The 24,946-nt window shown below is 62.1% G+C and carries 23 protein-coding genes and 1 pseudogene; 16 read left to right on the forward strand and 8 right to left on the reverse strand.

Annotation, left to right across the window (positions count from 1 at the left end):
* Positions 1–4: 4 nt before the first annotated feature.
* The 7 genes from K7431_RS21560 (at position 5) to K7431_RS21590 (ending at position 6,830) form a co-directional block, all read left to right on the forward strand.
* Positions 5–835, forward strand: coding sequence for a carbohydrate ABC transporter permease (locus tag K7431_RS21560; RefSeq protein WP_012723930.1), 831 nt, complete (start codon positions 5–7; stop codon positions 833–835).
* A 37-nt stretch (positions 836–872) separates the two neighbouring features.
* The gene (locus K7431_RS21565; protein ID WP_012723929.1) at positions 873–1,988 is read left to right on the forward strand and encodes an ABC transporter ATP-binding protein; all 1,116 of its coding nucleotides are present in this window, start codon (positions 873–875) and stop codon (positions 1,986–1,988) included.
* A gap of 18 nt (positions 1,989–2,006) precedes the next feature.
* Positions 2,007–3,488: a mannitol dehydrogenase family protein gene (locus K7431_RS21570; protein ID WP_012723928.1), complete on the forward strand. Its 1,482-nt coding sequence runs from the start codon at positions 2,007–2,009 to the stop codon at positions 3,486–3,488.
* Between the two features lie 78 nt (positions 3,489–3,566).
* Positions 3,567–5,048, forward strand: coding sequence for a xylulokinase (xylB, locus tag K7431_RS21575; protein WP_012723927.1), 1,482 nt, complete (start codon positions 3,567–3,569; stop codon positions 5,046–5,048).
* A gap of 12 nt (positions 5,049–5,060) precedes the next feature.
* Entirely contained in the window at positions 5,061–5,999 is a 939-nt protein-coding gene (locus K7431_RS21580; protein WP_012723926.1) for a carbohydrate kinase family protein, read from the forward strand.
* 84 nt (positions 6,000–6,083) lie between these two features.
* Positions 6,084–6,353, forward strand: a complete 270-nt coding sequence (locus K7431_RS21585) for a DUF2790 domain-containing protein (RefSeq protein ID WP_043205266.1) — start codon at positions 6,084–6,086, stop codon at positions 6,351–6,353.
* A gap of 78 nt (positions 6,354–6,431) precedes the next feature.
* On the forward strand, positions 6,432–6,830 hold the full coding sequence (locus K7431_RS21590; protein WP_012723924.1) for a hypothetical protein: 399 nt from the start codon (positions 6,432–6,434) through the stop codon (positions 6,828–6,830).
* On the opposite strand, the gene K7431_RS21595 is transcribed toward K7431_RS21590, so the two are convergent.
* A complete protein-coding gene (locus tag K7431_RS21595) occupies positions 6,827–7,096 on the reverse strand; it encodes a DUF1652 domain-containing protein (protein ID WP_043205265.1) in 270 nt (89 codons plus the stop codon). The genes K7431_RS21590 and K7431_RS21595 overlap by 4 nt on opposite strands.
* A 234-nt stretch (positions 7,097–7,330) precedes the next feature.
* On the reverse strand, positions 7,331–8,353 hold the full coding sequence (ilvA, locus tag K7431_RS21600) for a threonine ammonia-lyase, biosynthetic (RefSeq protein ID WP_080567187.1): 1,023 nt from the start codon (positions 8,351–8,353) through the stop codon (positions 7,331–7,333).
* A gap of 276 nt (positions 8,354–8,629) precedes the next feature.
* On the opposite strand from ilvA, the gene K7431_RS21605 reads away from it, so the two are divergent.
* Together K7431_RS21605 and map are read left to right on the forward strand one after the other, a co-directional pair.
* A complete protein-coding gene (locus tag K7431_RS21605; protein WP_010567513.1) occupies positions 8,630–8,830 on the forward strand; it encodes a ParD-like family protein in 201 nt (66 codons plus the stop codon).
* Positions 8,830–9,591 carry a type I methionyl aminopeptidase gene (gene map / locus K7431_RS21610; RefSeq protein WP_043205263.1) on the forward strand — a complete coding sequence of 254 codons (762 nt, stop codon included), beginning with the start codon at positions 8,830–8,832 and terminating at the stop codon, positions 9,589–9,591. Before K7431_RS21605 ends, map begins: the two co-directional genes overlap by 1 nt.
* Before the next feature lie 152 nt (positions 9,592–9,743).
* On the opposite strand, the gene K7431_RS21615 is transcribed toward map, so the two are convergent.
* Positions 9,744–11,330, reverse strand: a complete 1,587-nt coding sequence (locus K7431_RS21615; RefSeq protein ID WP_043205261.1) for a RimK family protein — start codon at positions 11,328–11,330, stop codon at positions 9,744–9,746.
* A gap of 94 nt (positions 11,331–11,424) precedes the next feature.
* Here K7431_RS21615 and K7431_RS21620 point away from each other — a divergent pair.
* Positions 11,425–11,871, forward strand: a pseudogene (locus K7431_RS21620) (GNAT family N-acetyltransferase); the annotation flags it as partial.
* Here the strand turns inward: K7431_RS21620 and sfnG are convergent.
* Positions 11,870–12,955, reverse strand: coding sequence for a dimethylsulfone monooxygenase SfnG (gene sfnG / locus K7431_RS21625; protein ID WP_012723918.1), 1,086 nt, complete (start codon positions 12,953–12,955; stop codon positions 11,870–11,872). The pseudogene K7431_RS21620 and the gene sfnG overlap by 2 nt on opposite strands.
* A 267-nt stretch (positions 12,956–13,222) precedes the next feature.
* Here sfnG and K7431_RS21630 point away from each other — a divergent pair, with 267 nt between their 5' ends.
* Positions 13,223–14,464: an acyl-CoA dehydrogenase family protein gene (locus K7431_RS21630; RefSeq protein ID WP_012723917.1), complete on the forward strand. Its 1,242-nt coding sequence runs from the start codon at positions 13,223–13,225 to the stop codon at positions 14,462–14,464.
* Between the two features lie 277 nt (positions 14,465–14,741).
* On the opposite strand, the gene K7431_RS21635 is transcribed toward K7431_RS21630, so the two are convergent.
* A complete protein-coding gene (locus K7431_RS21635; protein ID WP_012723916.1) occupies positions 14,742–15,527 on the reverse strand; it encodes a sulfite exporter TauE/SafE family protein in 786 nt (261 codons plus the stop codon).
* 91 nt (positions 15,528–15,618) lie between these two features.
* Entirely contained in the window at positions 15,619–16,389 is a 771-nt protein-coding gene (locus tag K7431_RS21640; RefSeq protein WP_012723915.1) for a class I SAM-dependent methyltransferase, read from the reverse strand.
* A gap of 138 nt (positions 16,390–16,527) precedes the next feature.
* Here K7431_RS21640 and K7431_RS21645 point away from each other — a divergent pair, with 138 nt between their 5' ends.
* Genes K7431_RS21645 through K7431_RS21655 form a run of 3 tightly spaced genes read left to right on the forward strand, consistent with a single transcriptional unit; the run spans position 16,528 to position 18,280 of the window.
* The gene (locus K7431_RS21645) at positions 16,528–17,049 is read left to right on the forward strand and encodes a DUF3455 domain-containing protein (protein WP_012723914.1); all 522 of its coding nucleotides are present in this window, start codon (positions 16,528–16,530) and stop codon (positions 17,047–17,049) included.
* Positions 17,050–17,099: 50 nt separating this feature from the next.
* A complete protein-coding gene (locus K7431_RS21650; protein ID WP_012723913.1) occupies positions 17,100–17,615 on the forward strand; it encodes a sigma-70 family RNA polymerase sigma factor in 516 nt (171 codons plus the stop codon).
* Positions 17,612–18,280 (forward strand): anti-sigma factor, encoded by a 669-nt coding sequence (locus tag K7431_RS21655; protein ID WP_012723912.1) that lies wholly within the window; start codon positions 17,612–17,614, stop codon positions 18,278–18,280. The genes K7431_RS21650 and K7431_RS21655 overlap by 4 nt, the downstream gene beginning before the upstream one ends.
* Here the strand turns inward: K7431_RS21655 and K7431_RS21660 are convergent, their stop codons facing one another.
* On the reverse strand, positions 18,281–19,582 hold the full coding sequence (locus tag K7431_RS21660) for an ATP-binding protein (protein WP_012723911.1): 1,302 nt from the start codon (positions 19,580–19,582) through the stop codon (positions 18,281–18,283).
* Positions 19,583–19,585: 3 nt separating this feature from the next.
* Positions 19,586–20,287, reverse strand: a complete 702-nt coding sequence (locus K7431_RS21665; RefSeq protein WP_043205260.1) for a response regulator transcription factor — start codon at positions 20,285–20,287, stop codon at positions 19,586–19,588.
* 171 nt (positions 20,288–20,458) lie between these two features.
* On the opposite strand from K7431_RS21665, the gene K7431_RS21670 reads away from it, so the two are divergent.
* On the forward strand, positions 20,459–21,601 hold the full coding sequence (locus K7431_RS21670; RefSeq protein WP_012723909.1) for an efflux RND transporter periplasmic adaptor subunit: 1,143 nt from the start codon (positions 20,459–20,461) through the stop codon (positions 21,599–21,601).
* 6 nt (positions 21,602–21,607) lie between these two features.
* Positions 21,608–24,700 (forward strand): efflux RND transporter permease subunit, encoded by a 3,093-nt coding sequence (locus tag K7431_RS21675; protein ID WP_012723908.1) that lies wholly within the window; start codon positions 21,608–21,610, stop codon positions 24,698–24,700.
* The last annotated feature ends 246 nt before the right edge of the window (positions 24,701–24,946 follow it).

Here is a 24,946-nt window from a genome sequence, read left to right on the forward strand (position 1 = left end):
TGCCATGACGCTTCAACAATCACGCCGCCTGCAAAGCCTGTTGCTCGGCACGTTGGCATGGGCCATCGCGATCCTGATCTTCTTCCCGATCTTCTGGATGGTGCTGACCAGCTTCAAGACCGAGATCGACGCATTCGCTACGCCGCCGCAGTTCATCTTCACGCCGACGCTGGAGAACTACCTGCACATCAACGAACGCAGCAACTACTTCAGCTATGCGTGGAACTCGGTGCTGATTTCCTTCAGCGCCACCGCCCTGTGCCTGCTGATCTCGGTGCCGGCCGCCTACTCCATGGCGTTCTATGAGACCCAGCGCACCAAGGGCACGCTGCTGTGGATGCTCTCCACCAAGATGCTGCCGCCGGTGGGCGTGCTGATGCCAATCTACCTGCTGGCCAAGAGCTTCGGCCTGCTGGACACGCGCATTGCGCTGATCATCATCTACACCCTGATCAACCTGCCGATTGTGGTTTGGATGGTTTACACCTACTTCAAGGACATCCCCAAGGACATCCTTGAAGCCGCCCGCCTGGATGGCGCCACGCTGTGGCAGGAAATGGTCCGCGTGCTGCTGCCGATCGCCAAGGGCGGCCTGGCGTCCACCGTGTTGCTGTCGCTGATCCTGTGCTGGAACGAGGCGTTCTGGTCGCTGAACTTGACCTCATCCACCGCTGCGCCGTTGACCGCGTTGATCGCCTCCTACTCCAGCCCCGAAGGGTTGTTCTGGGCCAAATTATCCGCCGTTTCGACCCTGGCCTGCGCGCCGATCCTGATCTTTGGCTGGATCAGCCAAAAACAGCTGGTGCGCGGTTTGTCCTTCGGCGCCGTGAAGTAACGGTTTCTTATAAAAATTCTGTACGTGGAGGCCCATCATGGCCAACCTGAAAATCAAGAATCTGCAAAAAGGCTTCGAAGGCTTCTCGATCATCAAAGGCATCGACCTGGAAGTGAACGACAAGGAATTCGTGGTGTTCGTCGGCCCGTCGGGCTGCGGTAAATCCACGCTGCTGCGCCTGATCGCGGGCCTGGAGGAAGTCAGCGAAGGCACCATCGAACTGGATGGCCGCGACATCACCGAAGTGACCCCGGCCAAGCGTGATCTGGCGATGGTGTTCCAGACCTACGCGCTCTACCCGCACATGAGCGTGCGCAAGAACATGTCGTTTGCCCTGGACCTGGCCGGCGTCGACAAGAAGCTGGTGGAAAGCAAGGTCAGCGAAGCGGCGCGCATCCTCGAGCTGGGCCCGCTGCTGGAGCGTAAGCCCAAGCAACTGTCCGGCGGCCAGCGCCAGCGTGTGGCGATCGGCCGCGCGATTGTGCGCAACCCGAAAATCTTCCTGTTTGACGAACCGCTGTCCAACCTCGACGCCGCCCTGCGGGTGCAGATGCGCCTGGAGCTGTCGCGCCTGCATAAAGAGTTGCAGGCGACCATGATCTACGTGACCCACGACCAGGTCGAAGCCATGACCCTGGCCGACAAAGTGGTGGTATTGAACAGTGGCCGTATCGAGCAGGTCGGCTCGCCGCTGGAGCTGTATCACCAGCCGGCCAACCTGTTTGTGGCGGGCTTTCTCGGCACGCCGAAGATGGGCTTCCTCAAGGGCAAAGTCACCCGTGTCGAGGGCCAGGGTTGCGAAGTGCAACTGGACGCCGGCACCACCATCAGCCTGCCTTTGAGCGGCGCAACCCTGAGCGTGGGCAGTGCCGTCACGCTCGGCATTCGCCCGGAGCACCTGGAAATCGCCGACGCCTCTGGCTCAGTAGCTCAGAACACCCTGACCGTCACCGCCGATGTCGGTGAACGCCTGGGCAGCGACACCTTCTGCCACGTCATCACCGCCACCGGCGAACCGTTGACCATGCGGATTCGCGGCGACATGGCCAGCCAGTATGGCGAGACGTTGCACCTGCACCTGGACCCGGCGCACTGCCATCTGTTCGACACCGACGGCGTGGCCGTGGCCCGCCCACTGCGCGCCGCCGCCTGATATCGCGAGTATGACGTTATGAAGCTGAATAAACACACCCTCACGCAGTTGGCGCCGGAAGTAAAACTGCCGGCCTACGCCATTGCCAGCACCACCCAAGGCATCGCTCATATTGGTGTCGGCGGTTTCCATCGCGCGCACCAGGCGTATTACACCGATGCACTGATGAATACCGGCGAAGGCCTGGACTGGAGCATTTGCGGCGTCGGCCTGCGCGCTGAAGACCGCAAGGCCCGCGACGACCTGGCCGGCCAGGACTACCTGTTCACCCTGTATGAACTGGGCGATACCGACGACACCGAAGTGCGCGTGATCGGCTCGATCAGCGACATGCTGCTGGCCGAAGACGGCGCCCAGGCGCTGATCGATAAACTCGCCAGCCCGGCCATCCGTATTGTGTCATTGACCATCACCGAAGGCGGCTACTGCATCGACGACAGCAACGGCGAGTTCATGGCCCACCTGCCGCAGATCCAGCACGACCTGGCCCACCCGAGCGCGCCGAAAACCGTGTTCGGTTTCATCTGCGCCGCCCTGACCCAACGCCGCGCCAACGGCATCCCGGCCTTCACCGTGATGTCCTGCGATAACCTGCCGCACAACGGCGCCGTGACGCGCAAGGCACTGCTGGCCTTCGCCGCCCTGCACAACGCCGAACTGCATGACTGGATCAAGGCCAACGTGAGCTTCCCGAACGCCATGGTCGACCGCATCACACCGATGACCAGCACCGCCCATCGCCAGCAACTGCACGACGAGCACGCGATCGACGATGCCTGGCCGGTGGTGTGCGAACCCTTTGTGCAATGGGTGCTGGAAGACACATTCGTCAACGGTCGCCCGGCCTGGGAAAAAGTCGGCGTGCAGTTCACCCATGACGTCACGCCCTATGAAGAGATGAAGATCGGCCTGCTCAATGGCAGCCATCTGGCCCTGACCTACCTGGGCTTTCTCAAGGGCTATCGGTTCGTGCACGAGACCATGAACGATCCGGTGTTCGTGGCGTATATGCGGGCGTATATGGACCTGGACGTCACGCCGAACCTGGCGCCGGTGCCGGGTATCGACTTGACCGAGTACAAGCAAACGCTGGTGGACCGCTTCTCCAACCAGGCGATTGCCGACCAGTTGGAGCGGGTGTGCTCGGACGGTTCGTCGAAGTTTCCCAAGTTCACCGTGCCGACGATCAATCGCCTGATTGCGGATGGGCGCGAGACCGAGCGCGCGGCGCTGGTGGTAGCGGCGTGGGCGTTGTATTTGAAGGGTGTGGATGAGAACGGCGTGCGCTACACGATCCCGGATCCGCGTGCCGCGTTTTGCCAGGGGCTGGTGAGTGATGAGGCGTTGATCAGCAAGCGGCTGTTGGGGGTGGAGGAAATTTTCGGTACGGCTATTCCCAATTCGCCTGAGTTTGTGTCAGCGTTCGAGCGGTGCTATGCAAGCCTGCGCGATAACGGCGTCACCAAAACACTGCAGCAACTCCTGAAGAAACCGGCTTAGCAATGTGGGAGGGGGCTTGCCCCCTCCCACATTGGAATGCATTGCCAACTCGAACAATAAACTGCTGAGCACACCCTCATGACCCAGCAAAACCTGTACCTCGGCATCGACTGCGGCACCCAAGGCACCAAGGCCATCGTCCTCGACGCCTCCAGCGGCAAAGTCCTGGGCCTGGGCGCCGCCAGCCACACCCTGATCAGCGGCGCCAATGGCCGTCGCGAACAGCACACCCAGGAATGGCTGGACGCCTTCACCGAAGCCACCCACCGCGCCCTGCAACAAGCCGGTGTGGACGGTCAGGACATCCTTGGCATCGGCGTATCCGGCCAACAGCACGGCCTGGTGCTACTGGACGAGCACGGCGCGGTATTGCGCCCGGCCAAACTGTGGTGCGACACCGAAACCGCCGCCGAGAACGACCGCCTGCTGGCCTACCTCGGCGGCGAAAGCGGCTCGTTGGAACGCCTCGGCGTAGCGATTGCGCCGGGCTACACCGTGTCCAAGCTGCTTTGGACCCGCGAGCAGCACCCGGACATTTTCGCGCGCATCGCGCATATCCTGCTGCCCCACGATTACCTCAACTATTGGCTCACCGGTCGCGCCGTGGCGGAATACGGCGATGCCTCGGGCACCGGCTATTTCAATGTGCGCAGCCGTGAGTGGGACGTGGCACTGCTCAAGCACATCGATCCGAGCGGTCGCCTCGAACAGGCCTTGCCGCCGTTGATTGAGGCCGATCAGGCGGTCGGCAGCATCCTGCCCGCCATCGCCGAACGCTTGGGCATCAACCCCAACGCTATCGTCGCCAGTGGCGGCGGTGACAACATGATGGGCGCCATCGGCACCGGCAACATTGCCCCCGGCGTGATCACCATGAGCCTGGGTTCATCGGGCACTGTGTATGCATTTGCCGACCAGCCCAACGTCAGCCCGCAGGCGTCGGTCGCGACGTTCTGCTCGTCCAGCGGCGGCTGGCTGCCACTGATCTGCACCATGAACCTGACCAACGCCACCGGGGTGATCCGCGAGCTGTTCGACCTCGACCTGGCCGCGTTCAACACCCTGGTCGAACAGGCGCCCATCGGCGCCGACGGCGTGAGCATGCTGCCGTTCCTCAACGGCGAACGCGTGCCTGCCCTGCCCCACGCCACCGGCAGCCTGCACGGCCTGACCATGACCAACCTGACCCGCGCCAACCTGTGCCGTGCGGTGGTCGAAGGCACCACCTTCGGCCTGCGCTATGGCCTCGACCTGCTGCGCCAGACCGGCCTGCAAAGCCAGAGCATCCGTTTGATCGGCGGTGGCTCGAAAAGCCCGGTATGGCGGCAGATGGTTGCCGATATCATGAACACCGAAGTGATCTGCACCGAACAAAGCGAAGCCGCTGCCCTGGGCGCGGCGATCCAGGCGGCGTGGAGCCAGTCCGGCGAATCCCTGGCCAGCCTGTGCGACAAATGCGTGAGCGTCGACCCGGCCAGCCGGACCCTGCCGGTGGCAGCCAGCGTCAGCGCCTATCAACAGGCTTACGAGCGCTATCAACAGCACGTGGCAACCCTTTAAGAGCGAACGACTATGTATCTGGTGTGTGGTGAAGCGCTGTTTGATTTCTTCAGCGAGGAAGACGCCAGCGGGCAGGCTTCCAAGGTCAATTACAAGGCGATTGCCGGCGGTTCGCCGTTCAACGTCGCGGTGGGCTTGCGTCGCCTGGGCATCGACGCCGGATTGTTCGGCGGTGTGTCCACCGACTTCCTTGGCCGTCGCTTGTTGCAGGTGCTAAAGGACGAAGGTGTCAGCGAGCAGTTCCTGGTGGAATTCGCCGCACCGACCACCTTGTCGATGGTCGCCGTGGGTGCCAATGGTTCACCGCAGTACAACTTCCGTGGCGAAGGCTGCGCCGACCGCCTGCTGGAAATCGACCACCTGCCCGCGCTGGGGGCTGACATTCGCGGCCTGCATATCGGCTCGTTTTCACTGGTGGTGCAACCGATCGGCGACACCCTGCTGAGTTTGGTCAAGCGCGAAAGCGGCAAGCGCATGATCAGCCTCGACCCCAACGTGCGGCTCAACCCGCAGCCCGATATCCAGCTGTGGCGCAACCGCGTAGCGGAACTGGTCAAGCATGCCGACCTGATCAAGGTCAGCGACGAAGACCTGCACCTGCTCTACCCCGACCAGTCGCCGGAAAGCGTGCTGCAGGGCTGGCTGCAACACCGTTGCCAACTGGTTTTCCTGACCCGTGGTGGCGAGGGCGCCAGCGTCTACAGCCGCCAGCATGGCCACTGGTCTGCACCGGCGGTCAAGGTGGTGATGGCCGACACGGTGGGCGCCGGTGATACCTTCCAGGCCGCGTTGATTGCCTGGTTGACCGAGCAGCAACTGGATTCAGTGGAAGGCCTGCAACAGCTCACGCGTGCGCAGATCGACGCCATGCTGGGCTTTGCCATCCGCGCCGCGGCGTTGACCTGCACCAAGACCGGGCCGGACCTGCCGTATCGCCAACAGCTTGGATGAAGGTTTTGTCAGCCAGCTAAACATTAATCGATGGTTAATCCCGCACGTCGAGAGTGAAGTTGTACCCACTTGCGGAGAACCACCATGAAACTGCGCACCTTAATGCTCAGCGCCAGCCTGGCGCTGGCAGCGGTGTCAGGCCTGGCCCAGGCCGACGATCAACCTGCCGCTGCCAAACCCGTGCCTTACCGGTACGGCATGCCGATGAATATCGACAAGGTCCTGGCCATGAACGAAACCCCAACTGACGAATGCAAAGTCATCAAGGCGGATATCAAGTTCTTGGATAAGGCGGGCAAGGTGGAAGACGTGAGCTATCGGAAAATGTCCGACGCCTGCGATTTCCAGAACTGAGTCGATGAGGCAAACACGCCAAGCCCGCGCAAATAGGAGTAGTCTTGCGGGCTTGTCCTAAGGCTGAAAGGATTCGCCATGCTGTTGAGTTTCCGCACCCTCGCCACCTTCACCGCGCTGCTGTGCTTCGCCCTCGCGCTTATCTGGGGCCTGCGTCCCGACCTGCTGCTGTGGGTGTGGAGTGTCGAGTATTCCAGTGGCACCGGGCTGGTGTCGCGCCGCAACGCCGCGCTGTTCCTGGGCATCGGCATCATGTTCTACCGCGCACGTCACGCGCCGCCTTCAGACACGCGTCGCGCCCTCACCACCGGGTTTATCGCCGGGTGCCTGGTGCTGGCGGTGCTGGGGTTGAGTGAGTGGATCAATGGGAATGCCGGGCCGGGCATCTTGCTGGCGGTGGCAACGGAAACCGTATTGGGCCTGGCGTTCATCCAGGCCCACAGGTCTTCGGTGCATCACACTCAAGCGTCCAGCTAGTAGAGGCTGCGCCCTCCCGCTCGTTGCAGGGCGGGTGCATGGGTGTGCTTGAGGTCTTCACGCAACCCGGCGATCAGGTTGCAAATGGCGCGGCTGCTGTCGAGTTTTTCCGCGTTGATGCCTTTGACTTCCAAATCCACCCGGTCACGGTCGCGCTCGTCGTAGACCTTGATCGTCAGCGACGCATCTTCGGCTTTGGTGCATTCGCACCGTTTGGGCAGGAAACTTCCTTCAATAATGCTGCGAAGTTCTAATTCCGAAAGCATGGTCAACCTCTCCTTTCCTGAGACTGCCAACAGATTGTTATTAATCCCGCGGGCCCTTGCCCGCCACGTCTTACCGACCTTGGAAGACGCTTACAACACCCAAGCCTACTCGGCAAAATCGGCCCCCGTTGTAACCATTCCTCATAAGCGCTGTGCTTGTTTATATAAGTTAAACCGTATCGATTAAATCGTCTTCGAACCGCTGCGATTAAACGTTTAACCCTGCACGTTTGTTTAAACGGCACCTTGCGCGGCGACCCTTTCAGCAACATATCGCAAACTATCAAAGTTGATGTTCGCCCCGGAATTGATCGCCACCAAGGTCTGCCCGCGCAAATTGTGACTGGTCACGTATTCACGCAGGCCCGCTACCGCCAGCGCTCCGGACGGCTCGGTGATGGAGCGCGTATCGTCGTAGATCAGCTTGATCGCGCTGCACAACTGATCATTGCTGACCGTGATGACTTCATCCACCAAGTCGCGGCAGATCTCAAACCCATAAGCACCGACCTGCGCCACCGCCGTGCCGTCGGCAAACCCGTCGACACTGGGCAGCACCACCCGCTCACCGGCCCGCAGCGCCGCCAACAGGCAGCTGGACCCTTCGGGTTCGACGCCGATGATGCGCACCTCGGGCCGCAGGTATTTGACGTAGGCGGCGACCCCGGCGATCAGGCCACCGCCGCCCACCGGTACGAAGATCGCATCCAGGGGCCCCTGTTGTTGGCGCAGGATCTCCATGGCCACGGTGCCTTGGCCGGCAATCACCTCGGGGTCATCGAACGGCGAAACGAAGGTGCCCCCGGATTGCTCGGCCAGTTGCAACGCATGGGCCAGGGCAAAGGGGAAGCTCGCGCCGTGCAGCACCGCTTCCGCACCGCGCGAACGCACGCCCAGCACCTTGAGTTCCGGCGTGCTGCTGGGCATCACAATGCGCGCCTTGATCCCCAGCTCCCGCGCCGCCAGGGCCACACCTTGGGCATGGTTGCCCGCCGACGCGGTGACCACCCCGCGGGCCTTTTGCTCCGGCGTGAGCTGCACCAGCTTGTTGTAGGCGCCGCGGATCTTGAAGGAAAACGTCGGTTGCAGGTCTTCACGCTTGAGCAACACCTGGTTGCCCAGCAACGCCGACAAGGCCGGGGCCGCCTGCAAGGGCGTGCGCACCGCCAGGTCATAGACCGGGGCGGCGAGGATCTTTTTCACATAATGTTCAAGCAGTCCCGGGTCGGCGGTGTGGGGCGCGGTGCAGGTGCTCATGGGTGTCTCCTGGCTTTTTGTCAAAGACCCTGGAGACGGAAAAACAAAACCCGCCTCTAGGGCGGGTGTTTGGGTACAGCCGTGCGCTATCCCGCCAAATGAGGAATGGCGGTAATAATGCTTGGCTGGCTGCGGAAGGCTTGAAAAGTCATAGGGCGAAACTAACCGGCGACTGGCGGGCAAGTCAATGGCCAAGCGCCATTTCGTGGTGCTGGGGGTTACGTTTAATATACGAAACGTATACGCTTTGTATATCCCTACCGCACAGTGAAGACCATGGGCATCGTCAAGATCACCGACCAGCTGCATGAACAACTGCGCCTGGCCAGCGCCGCGATGGACCGCTCCATCAACGCCCAGGCCGAATTCTGGATCAAGATCGGCCTGCTCGCCGAACTCAATCCCAGCCTGCCCTACAACGAGCTGATCAACAAACTGTTGCTGGACAAGCCCGACCTGATCCGGGGGCGCCATTGATGATCAAGACCGCCGCACAACTGGCCGTGATGCGTGAATCCGGACGCCTGCTGGCCCAGGTTTTCACCATGCTCGATGGCTTCGTGGCCGCCGGCCGCTCCACCCTGGAGCTGGACAGCGCCGTCGAAGCCTTCATCCGCCATGACCTCAAAGCCCGTCCCGCCAGCCTCGGCCAATACGACTACCCCTACTCCATCAACACCTCGATCAACGAGGTGGTGTGCCATGGCATGCCCAGCGCCAAGGAGATTCTCAAGGACGGCGACATCATCAACATCGACATCACCCTGGAAAAAGGCGGTTATATCGCCGACGCCAGCAAGATGTACATGATCGGCACGGTCGCCCCCAAAGCCCGGCGCCTGGTGGAGATGACCTTCGAAGCCATGTGGGCCGGCATCCGCCAGGTCAAGCCCGGCGCCCGCCTGGGCGATATCGGCCATGCCATCCAGAGCCACGCGCAGGCCAACGGCTACAGCGTGGTGCGCGAATATTGCGGCCACGGCATCGGCCGGCAGATGCATGAAGAGCCGCAGGTGTTGCACTTCGGTCGTCCCGGCACCGGGCTGGAACTGCGTGAAGGCATGGTGTTCACCGTCGAGCCGATGCTCAACCAGGGCAGCGCCAAAGTGCGCAGCCTGAAGGATGGCTGGACGGTGGTGACCAAGGACAACAGCTTGTCGGCGCAGTGGGAGCATACCGTGGCGGTGACGGCGGATGGTTTTGAAGTCCTGACCCTGCAGGTGCAGACTGGCGAATGACCTGTGGCGAGGGAGCTTGCTCCCGCTGGGCTGCGCAGCGGCCCTAAAGAAAGGCGCGCTACGCACGCCAACGGGAGCAAGCTCCCTCGCCACATTTACATCGTCGTACCCGCTATCCGTTTCATCCCTACCATCAAAATGTCAGTGCCGAGTCACCACACCTGCCCCTGGCGCTTCAACTCCAGGCGCCGCACGAACTCCTCCAGCACCAGGCCATACAGGTCGTCCTGCAAGTAGGCATCCTCGATGCCTGCGTCCAGGTTGGGATTGTCGTTGACCTCGATCACCACCACCTTGTCGCCGGACTGCTTGAGGTCGACGCCGTAGAGGCCATCGCCGATCAGGTTGGCGGTCTTCACGGCCAGCTCCACCACCGCCTTGGGCGCCTCGTGGACCGCCAGGGTGCGGCATTCGCCGTTGATGGCCTGGCCGATGGCCTTGTGGTTGTAGATCTGCCAATGGCCCTTGGACATAAAGTATTGGCAGGCAAAGATCGGCTTGCGGTTGAGTACGCCGATGCGCCAGTCGTACTCGGTGTAGAAGAATTCCTGGGCCAGCAACAGCACCGAATGTTCGAACAACTCGGCGGTGGCCTTGAGCAAGGCTGCCTGGCTTTCCACCTTGATGACCCCACGGGAAAAGCAACCGTCGGGGATCTTCAAGACCAACGGGAACCCGAGGCGCTCGCCGACCCGTTCGAAGTCTTGCGGTCGCTCCTTGTAAAGAATCTCGGTGGCGGGCATGCCCAGTTGATGACTGTTGAGCAGGTCGGTGAGATAGACCTTGTTGGTACAGCGCAGGATCGACGCCGGGTCGTCCATCACCACCAGGCCTTCGCTTTCGGCTTTCTTGGCGAAACGATAGGTGTGGTTGTCGACGCTGGTGGTCTCGCGGATCAGCAAGGCGTCGTATTCGGCCAGGCGCGCATAGTCCTTGCGCTCGATCAGGTCGACATCGATACCCAGGCCCTTGCCTACGCGAATGAAATTATCCAACGCCTGGGCATTTGACGGTGGTAGTTGTTCCTGGGGATCGTGCAGGATGGCCAGGTCGTAACGCGCCAGGCGGCGTGAGCGAGGCTGGCGCCAGATCTTGCGGCTGAAGTTGTCCAGCGCATGAGCGAATTGATCTTCCTGGTCATCGCGCAACTTGTGTAATACGCCGGACTTGATCCCTTCGATATGCCAGCCGTTATGCTGTTTGAACCCCACTAACAAAATAGGACAGGGGAAGGCTTCAAACAATTGGCGGGCCAGATCCTGCAACGGCTCTATAGTCGTCCGTCCAAAATAAAGTGTCAGGGTAAAGCCTTCGGTATTGCTGTAAAGATGATGACTCAAGGCTTTATCGAGGGTTTTGTCCAAGTCGTCCAAGGCCAGGCCGTACAACGCCTTTTTCGTCAGTTCGCTGATGGTGCGCACCGACGGAATCACCTTGTGCCCGCGTGCTTCGGCCAGCAACGAGCAGTAATAACCGTGCCCCAGGTATTTGTAGCTGCGGCACAGGTTGATCACCTGCACACGCTTGCCGGACTGGTTTTCCCGAGTCTGTTCCAGGTACTCCTGGGCGGTGATGATGTCTTCGCTGGGGAAGTAGGAGGCCCAGTCTTCCTTGCGCTCGACAATGATCACTACTTGACGGACGCCTGTGAGGGGGGCGGAAAAATAACCCTGGCTCGTTATTGTCGCCGCGACAGTTTGCTCCGATACTTCACGCCAATGACTTTGTACCGCCGACATAATAATTGATCCGCTTTAGAGAACTCGACCTTTTCTATTAAGCACGATCTTTTAGAGAAGTCCCGTTTCGTTACGTAACTTTTATGGCGGTCATATGGCACTTTCTTTTCGCGTTGCATCCCCCTTCGATGTGCCTGAATTAATGGCACTGGAACAGCAGTGTTTCACCACTGACCGGCTCTCATCGCGTCGTTTTCAATGGATGATCAGCCGCGCCCATGGCCAATTGCTGGTGGCGGAAGAAGACGGGCAACTGCTCGGCTATGCACTGGTGCTGTTTCGGCGTGGCAGCGCGTGCGCGCGCTTGTATTCCATCGCTATCGCCGCGCACTTACGCGGCGTTGGGCTGGGCCAGCAGTTGCTCAAGCGTGCCGAGGCCTGTGCGGCAGCGCACGCTTGTGCGCACCTGCGCCTTGAAGTGCGCACCGACAACCCAGGCGCCCTGGCGCTGTATGAACGCAATGGCTACCGGCGCTTTGCCGTGGTCAACGACTATTACGAAGACCACAGCCCTGCCCTGCGCCTGGAAAAAACCTTGCTCACGCCACCTGCTTGATCCCGGCCTTGGCTTCCAACTCGCGCACCAGCGGCAATACGCGCTTGCCGAAGTACTCGACTTCCTCCTGGAAGTGCAGGAAACCCGCCAGCACCAGGTCCACACCCACCGCTTTGAGCGCGACGATACGCTCGGCGATCTGCTGTGGCGTGCCGATCAGGTTGGTCTTGAAGCCATCGTTGTACTGCACCAGGTCTTCAAAGCTGGACTTGGCCCAGTTGCCCTCGCCTTCCGGTGAGGCCTTGCCCGCTTGCTTCGCGGCGTCGCCAAACGCGTTGACGGCTTCCGGGTCGGCTTTGTCGATGATTTCCGCCAGCACCGCACGGGCCTCCTCTTCAGTGTCGCGGGCGATCACGAAGGCGTTGACGCCGACTTTGACCGAATGGTTATTCGCCGCCGCCTTGGCGCGAATGTCATCGACCTGGGCCTTGATGCCTTCCGGGGTGTTGCCGTTGGTGAAGTACCAGTCCGACACCCGTGCGGCCATGTCCCGCGCCGCCCGCGAGCTGCCGCCCTGGAACACTTCCGGCTGGCCCAGCGGCTTGGGCTTGAGGGTGTAGTTGTTGAAGCGGTAGAAATCGCCCTTGAAGGTGAAGTCGTCCTGGGTCCAGATGCCTTTGAGGGCGCGGATGAACTCTTCGGAACGGCGATAGCGCTCGTCGTGTTCCAGCCAGTGTTCGCCAATGGCCTGGAACTCACCCTTGAACCAACCGCTGACGATATTCACCGCGATACGGCCATTGGTGAGCTGGTCGATGGTTGCCAATTGCTTGGCCGCCAGCGCCGGTTGCCACGGGCCAGGCAGGATCGCGGCGATGACCTTGAGCGTGGTGGTCGCAGCCAGCAGCGCATGGCTGAACGCCACGGATTCATGCTGGTTTTCGGCACCGTAGCCGGCGGTGAAGCGGATCTGGGTGAGACCGTATTCGAAACCGGCCGCCTCGGCCAGCTGCGCCAGTTTGCGGTTGTAATCAATGCCCCAATGGGTGCGCTGTTCGATCTTGCTGACCACCAGCCCACCGCTGACGTTGGGCACCCAATAGGCAAATTTCACGGCTTGCTGACTCATCGAGCGGTACCTCGTACATAGGGATGTACCCAGGGCTTGAGCAGCAAGCGTGCCAGGCCACGAGAAACGCCCGCGCCATGAGGGTTGCGGCGAAAAAACCCGGCAGGCACGGCTTGCCGGCGAATGTCAGGGATTGCGACGGTTTGCTGGATCGCTGTTGCTGGGGCAACAGCACAGGCCGTGAAGGGCGCGTAAACATTGGCCCTGGCACCCGGCACGGACTGTGCAATCACTCTTCGCATTGATCACTGCCCCGGAGCCTTGCCCATGACCGAACAACACGTCATCAACCCGCTGTCCACCGGTGTCGACTACCCGACCCTGGCCGCTCGCTTTCGGCCGATTTTCCAACGCATCGCCGACGGTGCCTTGGCGCGCGAACAACAGCGCACCCTGCCCCACGAGCCGATCCAGTGGCTCAAAGAGGCCGGCTTTGGCGCGGTGCGGGTGCCGGTGGAGTACGGCGGCGGCGGCGCGTCCCTGCCGCAGTTATTTGAGTTGCTGATCGAGCTGGCCGAAGCCGACTCCAATGTCCCTCAGGCCCTGCGCGGGCATTTTGCCTTTGCCGAAGACCGTCTGAACGCGCCACCCAGTGCCGGCCGCGACCTGTGGTTCAAGCGTTTCGTGGACGGCGATATCGTCGGCTGCGCCTGGACCGAGATCGGCAACGTGGCCATCGGCGATGTGGTCACCCAGGTCAGCCCTGACGGCGACAGCTGGAAGCTCAACGGCGAAAAGTTCTACAGCACCGGCAGCATTTTCGCCGACTGGATCGATGTGTACGCCCAACGCAGCGACACCGGCGCCGATGTGATCGCCGCCACCCGCGCCCGCCAGCCGGGCGTGGTGCACAGCGATGACTGGGACGGCTTTGGCCAGCGCACCACCGGCAGCGGCACGTCGCGCTTTACCGATGCGGTGGTGGACGCGGACAACGTCATCGACTTTGCCACCCGATTCAAATACCAGACCGCGTTTTACCAACTCGTGTTACTGGCCAGTCTGGCTGGCATTGGCCGTGCGGCATTGCGCGATGTGGCGCATCAGGTGCGCAGCCGCAAACGCATCTACAGCCATGGCAATGCGCCCCATGTCAGCCAGGACGCACAGGTTCAACAGGTGGTGGGCGAAGTGGCTGCGCTGGTCTACGCCGCCGAGGCCAGCGCGTTGAAAGCGACGCTGCCGGCGCAACGCGCGTACGTGGCGCGCTTTGGTGGGGATGATGCAGTGGAGCGTGAGGCCAACGTGGCGGCGGAGATTGAGTCGGCTACCGCGCAGGTGGTGGTGTCTGAGTTGATCCAGCGTGCGACCAGTGAATTGTTCAATGCATTGGGGGCTTCGGATGTGCGCCAGGGGAAAGCGCTGGATCGGCATTGGCGGAATGCGCGGACTGTGTCGTCGCATAATCCGGTGATCTACAAGGCAAGGATTGTAGGGGATTGGGTGATCAATGGGGTTGAGCCGCCGTTTGTTTGGCAGATTGGGAATGGGCCAGGGACTGGGGCTTGAGTTGGCTGTTGCAAGATCAAAAGCAGGCCGATATCTACCTGATGTATGGAGATCAAACTGTGGGAGGGGGCTTGCCCCCGATGGCGGTGTGTCAGCTCATGCAACTGTGACTGCCCCACTGCTATCGGGGGCAAGCCCCTCCCACATTTGGACCGCGATCGACAGGTGCCACACCCGTCGGCTCTAAGGCCGCCGCGCTTTTGCTTTTGATCTTAGGCGCCCCGTCAACCCTGTGTCCGGTCCGTACAGGCTTTATAACGGATATGCCCCCCCCCAATCAGAAGGCCAATTTGTAGCCGATAGCCATGAGCATGACCGCCAAACACGGCCGCAACACCCCATCCGGCAACTTGCCAGTCATATGGCTACCGATATAGATCCCCGGCAACGACCCCATCAACAAAAACCCCAACAAATGCCAATCCATATTCCCCATGCTGGCATGCCCCAACCCCGCCACCAGGGTCAGCGGCACAGCATGCGCGATCTCAGTCCCGACCAGCCGTCGCGTAGCCAGAAACGGATACAGAATAAACAACGCCACAGTCCCCAGCGCACCCGCACCGATGGAGGTCAGGGCAACCATGGTCCCCAGGATCGCACCCGTCACCACCGTCAACACATTCAGGTTGCGCGGACTCATGTGATAGTCATCGCCCGCATGCCGCTGGGCAAACGCCAACAGGCTTTTCTTGAACAGAATCGCCAGCGCCGTCAGCAGCAACACCACACCAAGCGCCTGCTTGATCACCGCGTTCATCGCACTGGGATCAGTGTGCAGGCTGGCCAGGAACCAAAGCGTCAGCAACACCGCAGGCACGCTGCCCAAAGTCAGCCAACCGGTGATTGTCCAGTCAATGTTCTTGTTCTTGCCATGCACCAGCACCCCACCGGACTTGGTGATCGCCGCGTACAACAAGTCGGTACCCACCGCCGTGGCCGGGTTGATGCCGAACCACAGCAGGATCGGGGTCATCAACGAGCCCCCGCCCACACCGGTCATCCCTACGATAAAACCAACGATCAGGCCAGCCACCACGAAACCAACATTACCTACATCCATTAACGCTACCTGCGGCCTTATAAATTTCTGGCCGCAGGATAGCGATTTTTCTTATAACGACTTATATCAATATGATCTGACTTTATGCCTTTTAGCTCAGGCGATGGCAGACGTAGGCTTGGGTTTGATACGGAAAGGCAACCGTGTCACGCCCCTTCAACGCCGGGTGGGTGTCGATCAGCGCTTGCAATTGCGCGGTGACACTCGCCTTGGGCCCATCAGCCAGCGCGGCGATAAAGCTCACGGAGAGGAAGCGATCCATGATCACCTCCTGAGGGCTGCCGACATGGTTGTAGGGAAAACAGGTCACGTCGGGGGCGGAAAAGTACATGCCGTTGAAGGCCTCGCGCCAGAGCCCGGTATGAAAACGCGGGGTGTCGCCCTCGTAGGGCGTGATGATGTCAGTGATGGCTGCGACCCAATCCACCGACTCATCGCGCACGTTCCACACCAGGCCCAGGCGGCCGCCGGGCTTGAGCACGCGATGGATTTCCGCCAGGGCAGCCTCGGTGGAGAACCAGTGGAATGCCTGGGCGCATACCACCGCGTCAGCGCTGGCGGAAGGCAATGGGATGGATTCGGCGGTGCCATTGACCAGGCGCACATCCGGCAGCAGTTTGCGCAACTGCGCCCCCATCGCCGCCACGGGCTCGACGGCGGTCAACGTCGGCGCCAGGGTGCTGAGCAAACGGGTGAACTTGCCGGTGCCGGCACCCAGGTCAACCACGCTCGACTGTGCGTCGATGCGCAAGGTCTCGGCCAGCCAGCCCGTGAGTTGCCTTGGATAATCCGGCCGACCTTGGGCGTAGGTCACGGCCTGGGTAGAGAAACCTTGTTGAGCAGACGTGTGAACACCAGTCATTGCCAATCTCTCCTCGGGTAAAGCGGGGGCACAGTGTGCGCCCTCCCGCGTTTATTTTCTAATCGCTGCATCCAATCGTGCGTGCCATGGGTAGTCCTTTCAGTCACCCCGCTGTTTTACTGAAATGGAGAAGTACCCATGAACGCTAAAGCACTGTTCTGCCTCACCGCCCTGCTCGCCGCCGCACCCGCAGCCTTTGCCCAGACCGGCTTGCCCGACAGCATCAAAGTGCCGGACGGCCACAAGGTGGCGCTGGAGACCACCGGCGTCGGCGAAATCACCTACGAGTGCCGCGACAAAGCCAACGCCGCCGGCCAGACCGAATGGACCTTCGTCGGCCCCAAGGCCGTGCTGAATGACCGCAGCGGCAAGCAAGTCGGCACCTATTTCGGCCCGCCCGCCACCTGGCAGGCCAAGGACGGTTCGACAGTCACCGGCACCCAGCTGGCCGTGGCGCCGTCCGGTGCGGGCAACCTTCCCTACCAACTGGTCAAGGCCAACCCGGCCGAAGGCAAGGGCGCGATGAGCGGTGTGAGTTACATCCAGCGGGTTGCTTTAGAGGGGGGCGTAGCACCGAACAGCGCGTGCACGGCGGCCAACAAGGGCAAGCAGGAAGTGGTCAAGTACAAGGCTGATTACATCTTCTGGGCAGCCAACTGAACAAATACGGCTACGCTGCCCCCAATGACGTTGGTTGGGGGGAGCACCGCGTGTTTGATTACGAAGCCTGTCTGCTGGCCTGCGCCCGTGGCGATCAACGCGCCTTGCGCGCGCTCTATCAGCAGGAAAGCAGCCATCTGCTTGGCGTGGCGCTGCGTATCGTCAGGGACAAGTCCCTGGCCGAAGATATCGTGCATGACGCGTTCATCAAGATCTGGCGCGGCGCCGGCAGCTTTGACCCCAGTCGCGGGTCGGCCCGTGGCTGGGTGTTCAGCGTGACCCGGCACCTGGCGCTCAACGTCGTGCGTAACCATTATCGCGAAGTCCCGTTGGGCGACGAACATGAGCCAGTCGCTGCGACCGACACCTTTGAGTTCAGCGCACGCACGGGGCAAGTCCACACCTGCCTGGAGCAGCTCGACCCGACCCGTCGCACGTGCATCCTGCATGCCTATGTCGACGGTTATTCCCACAGCGAAATCGCCCAGAAACTCGACACCCCGCTGGGGACCGTCAAGGCCTGGATCAAACGTAGCCTCGCCGCGCTGCGGGAGTGCATGACATGAGCAACCCACTGGACGAACTGGCCAGCGAATACGTGCTGGGCACCCTGCCTGGCGAACAACGCGCGGAAGTGGAACAGCGCCTGAGCCACGACGCCGAGTTACGCGCCGCAGTGGACGCCTGGGAGCAACGCCTGTTGCCGTTGACCGCCTTGGCGGAGCCCGTGCCCCCCTCCTCTGAGTTGTGGCCACGCATCGAACGCAGCACCGCCGGCGCCCGCACACCTTGGTGGGACCTGCTCGCCGTATGGCGTGGCCTGGCCGGTGCCGGGCTGGTGGCTACGCTGGTGCTGGCCGCGCTGCTGCTGACCCGTCCGCCCAACCTGGAACCCAGCTTTGTGGTGGTGCTGGTGGCTCCGCAAAGCCAGGCCCCGGGCTGGGTGATTCAGGCCAGCAATAACCAGCAGATTCAGTTGATCCCATTGGGCGTGATGGACGTACCGGCGGACAAGGCCCTGCAGTTCTGGACCAAGGGCGATGGTTGGCAAGGGCCGGTGTCGCTGGGGTTGGTCAAACCCGGCCAGACGCTGTCGGTGCCGTTGGACAAGTTGCCGCCGCTGACGCAGAACCAGCTGTTCGAACTGACCCTGGAAGACCCGCGCGGCTCGCCGACCGGCAAGCCCACCGGGCCGATCCAAGCGATCGGCCGCGCCGTCAAAGTGCTGTGATCAGGCGACGCTGGGCAACCACACCCGGAACCGTGCGCCGCCCAATGGCGACGCCAATGCGGTCAAGGTGCCGCCCTGGGCCTCCAAGGCGCGCCGGCTGATGGCCAGGCCCAGGCCGAAACCGCCGGTGGCGCGGTCACGGCTGCGGTCCAGGCGGTAGAACGGCTCGAAGATGCGTTCACGCTGATCGAGCGGGATGCCGATACCGTCATCGTCGACCCAGATTTCACAGCCCTTGGGGCACACCTTGACGCCCACCTGGATGCGTTTGTCGCAGTAACGCGTGGCATTGCGCAGCAGGTTCTGCAAGGCACGAGCGGTGAGGCGCGGATCAAGACTGAACCGCTCCACGGCGCAATCGAGCGCCACGTCGATGACGATCTCGGGGTTTTCCAGTTCGTCATCGACGCTGCCAAGCACACTGTCGATAAACTCATCGAGCACCACCTCGACCCGCTCCGGCAGTTGCGCCGGGTTTTGCAGGCGGCTGTAGGACAGCAGCTCCAGCACCAGTTCATCCAGCTCGCGGATATGCGCCACCAGGCTTTGCAGGCGTTCGCGGCTGGCCTCGGGCAAGTCTTCGGAAAGCGCCAGGGCCAGGCCGAAATCCAGGCGTGTGAGCGGTGTGCGCAGTTCATGGGAGACGGCGTTGAGCAGGTCGCGCTGCTGGTTGAGCAGGTGCTCGATGTCGTCGGCCATGGTGTCGAATACCGAGGCCAGACTGCCGATGCTGGAGCTGGCCGGGATACGCGTGCGCTCGGCCAGGTTGCCCTGGCCCAATTGCCCGGCGGTGCTTTTCAAGCGCTCGAGGTCGCGCCAGTGCGGACGCAGCCACACCAGCAGGCACGCCAGCAGCGCGGCGACGATCAGCACGTTGATGGCCCAGTACAGCACGTTCATGTCCATCGGATCCGGCGGGATCGTCAGCTTGACCACGAATTGCTCATTGATCGGCGAGCTGATTTCCTCCATCCAGCCCCATTCCCCAAGGCGCACCACCGATTTGCCTTGCTCCAGCAGTTTTTCCTGCGCGGGGCTATAGCTGGCGTCCTGGCGCAGCAGCAACTGCACTTTGAGCGGCGCGAAGTCGTGGCCCAATTGCTCGGTCACCTGTGACCAGCGTTCCACCGGCGCCCGCAGGTATTGCTTGACGATCAGCTTCTGCTGGCCGCGGGTCTGCTCGATGTTGTAGTTCATGTAGCGGTGTTCAAACAGCTGGATCACCAGCGAGGGGATCAAGTAGATCGCCAGGCTGTAGGTGACGATGGTGATCAGGTAGAGGCGCAGCAGTACACGAAACATGGCTCAGCATTCCCACTCGGAACGGCTGAACAGGTAGCCCTTGCCCCACACCGTCTTGATCTTGCGCGCCTCACCGGCGTTGTCGTCGAACTTGCGGCGCAGCTTGGAGATGGCTACATCCACCGAACGGTCGGTGCCGTTGAACTCGATACCGCGCAAGCGCTGCAGGATCTGGTCGCGGCTGAGCACTTCGCCGGCGTGCCGCGCCAGCACCACCAACAGGTTGTATTCGCCGCTGGACAGCTCCACCGACTGCTCGCGCCAAGTCACGGTGCGTTCCGACAAGTCGATGCACAGGTTGCCCATGATGATCTGGTCGTTGGCCGCCTGGGGCTCGGACAAACTGCTGCGCCGCAGCAATGTACGGACACGGGCGAGCAGCACACGCGGCTCGCAGGGTTTGGTCACGTAATCGTCGGCGCCCATTTCCAGGCCCAGCACCTGGTCGTGGCTGTCGTCGCGGGCGGTGAGCATCAGGATCGGCAAGCCCGCCGAATCGGCGCGCAACAGGCGGCACACCTGCAGGCCGTCGAGGCCGGGCAGCATCAGGTCGAGGATCACCAGGTCCGGCGGGTTCAAGCGGGCGCGTTCGCGGACGTGGTCGCCGCGGCTGAGCACGCTGACTTGGTAGCCATTGCGTTCCAGGTAGCTGGCAATCAGCTCGGAGAGTGCGGCGTCGTCTTCCACCAGGAGGATGTTGGGCATGGTGTTTCCAAATAATGCGGTTTGTTGGTGTGGTGCAGGATTGTGCAAGGATATACGCCCCCAGCGCCCCGCGCGCCGCACCTTACATTTCTTCACACACGGCCTACACAGCTTCACAGCACCACGGCGCAGGTGACTTTAGGATGCGCCAGTCAATATTGGGATAAGAGCATGTCGAAGAATCTGTTTGCGCCGTTTTGCCTGCTGGCCCTCACCCTGGCACTGAGCGCGTGTGACAACTCCGCCGCCGAGGCACCGGAAATGCCCCTGGCCAAAGTGCGCATCGAAACCCTCGCCGCCAAGCCCCTGTCCATCACCAGCGAACTGAGTGGGCGCATTGCCGCGCCGCGCATTGCCGAAGTGCGCGCACGGGTCGCCGGCGTGGTGATGCAGCGGGTGTTCAAGGAAGGCCACGACGTGAAACAGGGCGACGTGCTGTTTCGCATTGACCCCGCGCCGTTCAAGGCCGATCTCGACAGCGCCCAGGCCAACCTGAGCAAGGCCGAGGCCAATGCCTTCCAGGCGCGCCTGCAAGAGCAGCGCTACAGCCAGTTGGTGGAAGGCAACGCCATCAGCGGCCAGGACTACGACAACGCCCGCGCCGCCGTGCGCCAGACCAACGCCGAGGTCGCCGCCAACAAGGCGGCGGTCGAGCGCGCCAAGCTGAACCTGGGCTACGCCACCGTGACCGCGCCGATTTCCGGGCGCATCGGCCGGGCGCTGGTGACGGAAGGCGCACTGGTCGGCCAGAACGAGGCCACGCCGCTGGCGATCATCCAGCAACTGGACCCGATCCACGCCGACCTGACCCAGTCCACCCGCGAGCTGAATGATCTGCGCCGGGCCTTCCGCGCCGGCAGCTTGAAGCAGGTCGGCCAGGACCAGGCCAAAGCCACGCTGATCCAGGACGACGGCAGTCTCTACCCATTGCCGGGCAAATTGCTGTTCGCCGAGATCAGCGTCGACCCCGGCACCGGGCAGATCATCCTGCGCAGCGAATTCCCCAACCCGGACCTCGACCTGCTGCCCGGCAGCTTTGTACGGGTGCGCCTGGAACAGGCCGTCGACAAGCAAGGCATCAGCGTGCCGCAACGCGCCATCACCCGTGACAGCGCCGGCATTCCGATGGTGCTGCTACTGGACGCCGAGCAAACGGTGACCCAGCAACCGGTGGAGTTGGGCGCGGTGATCGAGGACCGCTGGATCGTCAGCAGCGGCCTCAAGCCCGGTGACCGTATCGTCGTCGAAGGCCTGCAACATGCGCGCCCCGGTGAAAAAGTTGAAGTGGACGCTAGCCCGTTCGTAAAGGAATAACCTGTCATGCCGCAGTTCTTTATTGACCGCCCGATCTTCGCCTGGGTGGTGGCCCTGTTTATCCTGCTGGCCGGCGCGCTCGCCATCCCGCAACTGCCGGTGGCGCAGTACCCCAACGTCGCGCCGCCAAAAGTCGAGATCTATGCGGTGTACCCGGGCGCTTCGGCCCAGACCCTGGACGAAAGCGTGGTCAGCCTGATCGAGCAGGAGCTCAACGGCGCCGATCACCTGCTGTATTTCGAGTCGCAGAGCAGCCTGGGCTCGGCCACCATCACCGCGACGTTCCAGCCGGGCACCAACCCGGAAATGGCTCAGGTTGACGTGCAAAACCGCCTCAAGGCCGTGGAACCGCGCCTGCCGCAAGCGGTGACCCAGCAAGGTTTGCAGGTGGAGAAAGTCTCCGCCGGCTTCCTGCTGCTGGTGACCCTCACGTCCAACGACGGCAAGCTCGATGACGTAGCGCTCAGTGACTACCTGGCGCGCAACGTGATGAACGAGCTCAAGCGCCTGGACGGTGTGGGCAAGGCCCAGCTGTACGGTGCCGAGCGCGCCATGCGCATCTGGATCGACCCGCAGAAACTGATCGGTTTCAACCTCACCCCGGCCGATGTGAACGCCGCCATCAGCGCGCAGAACGCCCAGGTGTCTGCCGGCAGCATCGGTGATTTGCCAGGGACGAACAGCCAGGAAATCACCGCGGCGGTGCTGGTCAAGGGCCAGCTGTCGACGCCGGCCGAATTCGCCGACATCGTGCTCAAGGCCAACCCGGACGGTTCCACCGTGCGCATCGGCGACGTGGCGCGAGTGGAAGTCGGTAGCCAGGAATACCAGTTCTCCACGCGCCTGAACGGCAAACCGTCCACCGCGGTCAGCGTGCAACTATCACCGGGTGCCAACGCGCTGAACACTGCGACGCGGGTGCGGGCGAAGATGGACGAGTTGTCGCGCTTCTTCCCGGCCAATGTGGAATACAAGATCCCGTACGACACTTCGCCGTTCGTCAAAGTCTCGATCACCAAGGTGGTCTACACGTTGCTCGAGGCGATGGCGCTGGTGTTTGCGGTGATGTTCCTGTTCCTGCAGAACGTGCGTTACACGCTGATCCCCACGCTGGTGGTGCCGATTGCGTTGATGGGCACCTTCGCGACCATGTTGTTGCTGGGCTTTTCGATCAACGTACTGACCATGTTCGGCATGGTGTTGGCGATCGGCATCCTGGTGGACGATGCGATCGTGGTGGTGGAGAACGTCGAGCGGATCATGGCCACCGAGGGCCTGTCGCCCAAGGACGCGACCAAGAAGGCCATGGGCCAGATCACCGGTGCCATCGTCGGCATCACGCTGGTACTGGTGGCGGTGTTCCTGCCGATGGGGTTCATGGCGGGTTCGGTGGGGGTGATCTATCAGCAGTTCTCGCTGTCGATGGCCACCTCGATCCTGTTCTCGGCGTTCCTGGCCCTGACCCTGACCCCGGCCCTGTGCGCCACCTTGCTCAAGCCGATTGCCAAGGGCGAGCACCACGCCAAGGGCGGTTTCTTCGGCGGGTTCAACAAGCGCTTCGAACAGCTCACCGACCGCTATGAAGGCTGGGTGGCCTACGCCCTCAAGCGCAGCGGCCGCTACCTGTTGATTTACCTGATGCTGCTGGTTGGCCTGGGATGGATGTTCAGCCGCCTGCCCTCCTCGTTCCTGCCGGTGGAAGACCAGGGCTACACCATCACTGACATCCAGTTGCCTCCGGGTGCGAGCAAGAACCGCACGGTGCAGGTGGCCGAGCAGATCGAAGCGCACAACGCCGGGGAGCCTGGGGTGGGTGATACCACCATGATCATGGGGTTCAGCTTCTCCGGCTCGGGGCAGAACGCGGCGCTGGCGTTTACCACGCTCAAGGATTGGTCGGAACGCAGCAGCGATGACTCTGCGTCCTCGATTGCCGACCGTGCCAACATGGCCTTCAGCGAGCTCAAGGACGCGATCGCCTATGCGATCCTGCCGCCGCCGGTGGATGGCCTGGGCACGTCCAGCGGCTTCGAATTCCGCTTGCAGGACCGTGGTGGTGTCGGCCATGCCGCCTTGATGGCGGCGCGCACCGAGTTGCTGGCCGCCGCCGCAAAAAGCCCGATCCTGGCCAACGTGCGCGAAAGCGCCCTGGCCGAGGCCCCGCAAGTGCAGTTGGAGGTGGACCGCAAGCAGGCCAACGCGCTGGGCGTGTCGTTTGCCGACGTCGGCAACGTGCTGTCCTCAGCCATCGGTTCGGCCTACATCAATGACTTCCCCAACCAGGGCCGCATGCAGCGGGTGGTGGTGCAGGCCGAGGGTGACCAGCGCAGCCAGGTGGCGGACTTGATGAAGATCAACGTGCGCAACAACGCCGGGAAGATGGTGCCGTTGTCGGCGTTTGTCGAAGCCAAGTGGACCCAGGGCCCGACGCAGTTGACCCGTTACAACGGCTACCCAGCCATCGCGATTTCCGGCGAAGCGGCACCGGGGCACAGCACCGGTGAGGCGATGGATGAGATCCAGCGCCTGGTCAGCCAGTTGCCGGCCGGCCTGGGCCAGGAATGGACCGGATTGTCGCTGCAGGAGCGCCTGTCCGGCGCCCAGGCACCGTTGCTGCTCGGCCTGTCGCTGCTGATCGTGTTCCTGTGCCTGGCGGCATTGTATGAAAGCTGGTCGATTCCGACCTCGGTGTTGCTGGTGGTGCCGTTGGGCGTGCTCGGTGCGGTGGTGGCCGTCTCCTTGCGCGGCATGCCCAACGATGTGTTCTTCAAGGTCGGCTTGATCACCATCATTGGCTTGTCGGCGAAAAACGCGATCCTGATCATCGAGTTCGCCAAGGACCTGTACGACCAGGGTGAAGACCTGATCACCGCCACCTTGAAGGCTGCGCGGTTGCGCTTGCGGCCGATCATCATGACGTCCCTGGCGTTCATCCTCGGCGTGGTGCCGCTGGCGATTGCCACGGGGGCCAGCTCGGCCAGCCAGCAGGCGATCGGTACCGGGGTGATCGGCGGGATGATCACCGCGACGCTGGCGGTGGTGTTTGTGCCGGTGTTTTTTGTGGTGGTGATGAAGCTGGTCAAAAAAGGCCCCAAGTAGACACAGGTAAAATGTGGGAGGGGCCTTGCCCCCGATGACCATAGGCATCTACACAACGCTGTAGCAACCACGCTAACCACGATGCGAAGCGAGTCGCTGTTGATCTTGATCTTGACCCTGCTTTTGATCTCAGGCGCCCCGTCAAACACGCTGGCCGGAATTCGACAGGGATTTGGGGGGTAAACCGGCAGGGATGCCGGTTTAGCCGCCCCGCGCCATGGATGGCGCGTGGCGGCGGCCCCCCAA

The organism is Pseudomonas fluorescens group sp., assembly GCF_020093335.1.
GTDB lineage: Bacteria > Pseudomonadota > Gammaproteobacteria > Pseudomonadales > Pseudomonadaceae > Aquipseudomonas > Aquipseudomonas petroselini.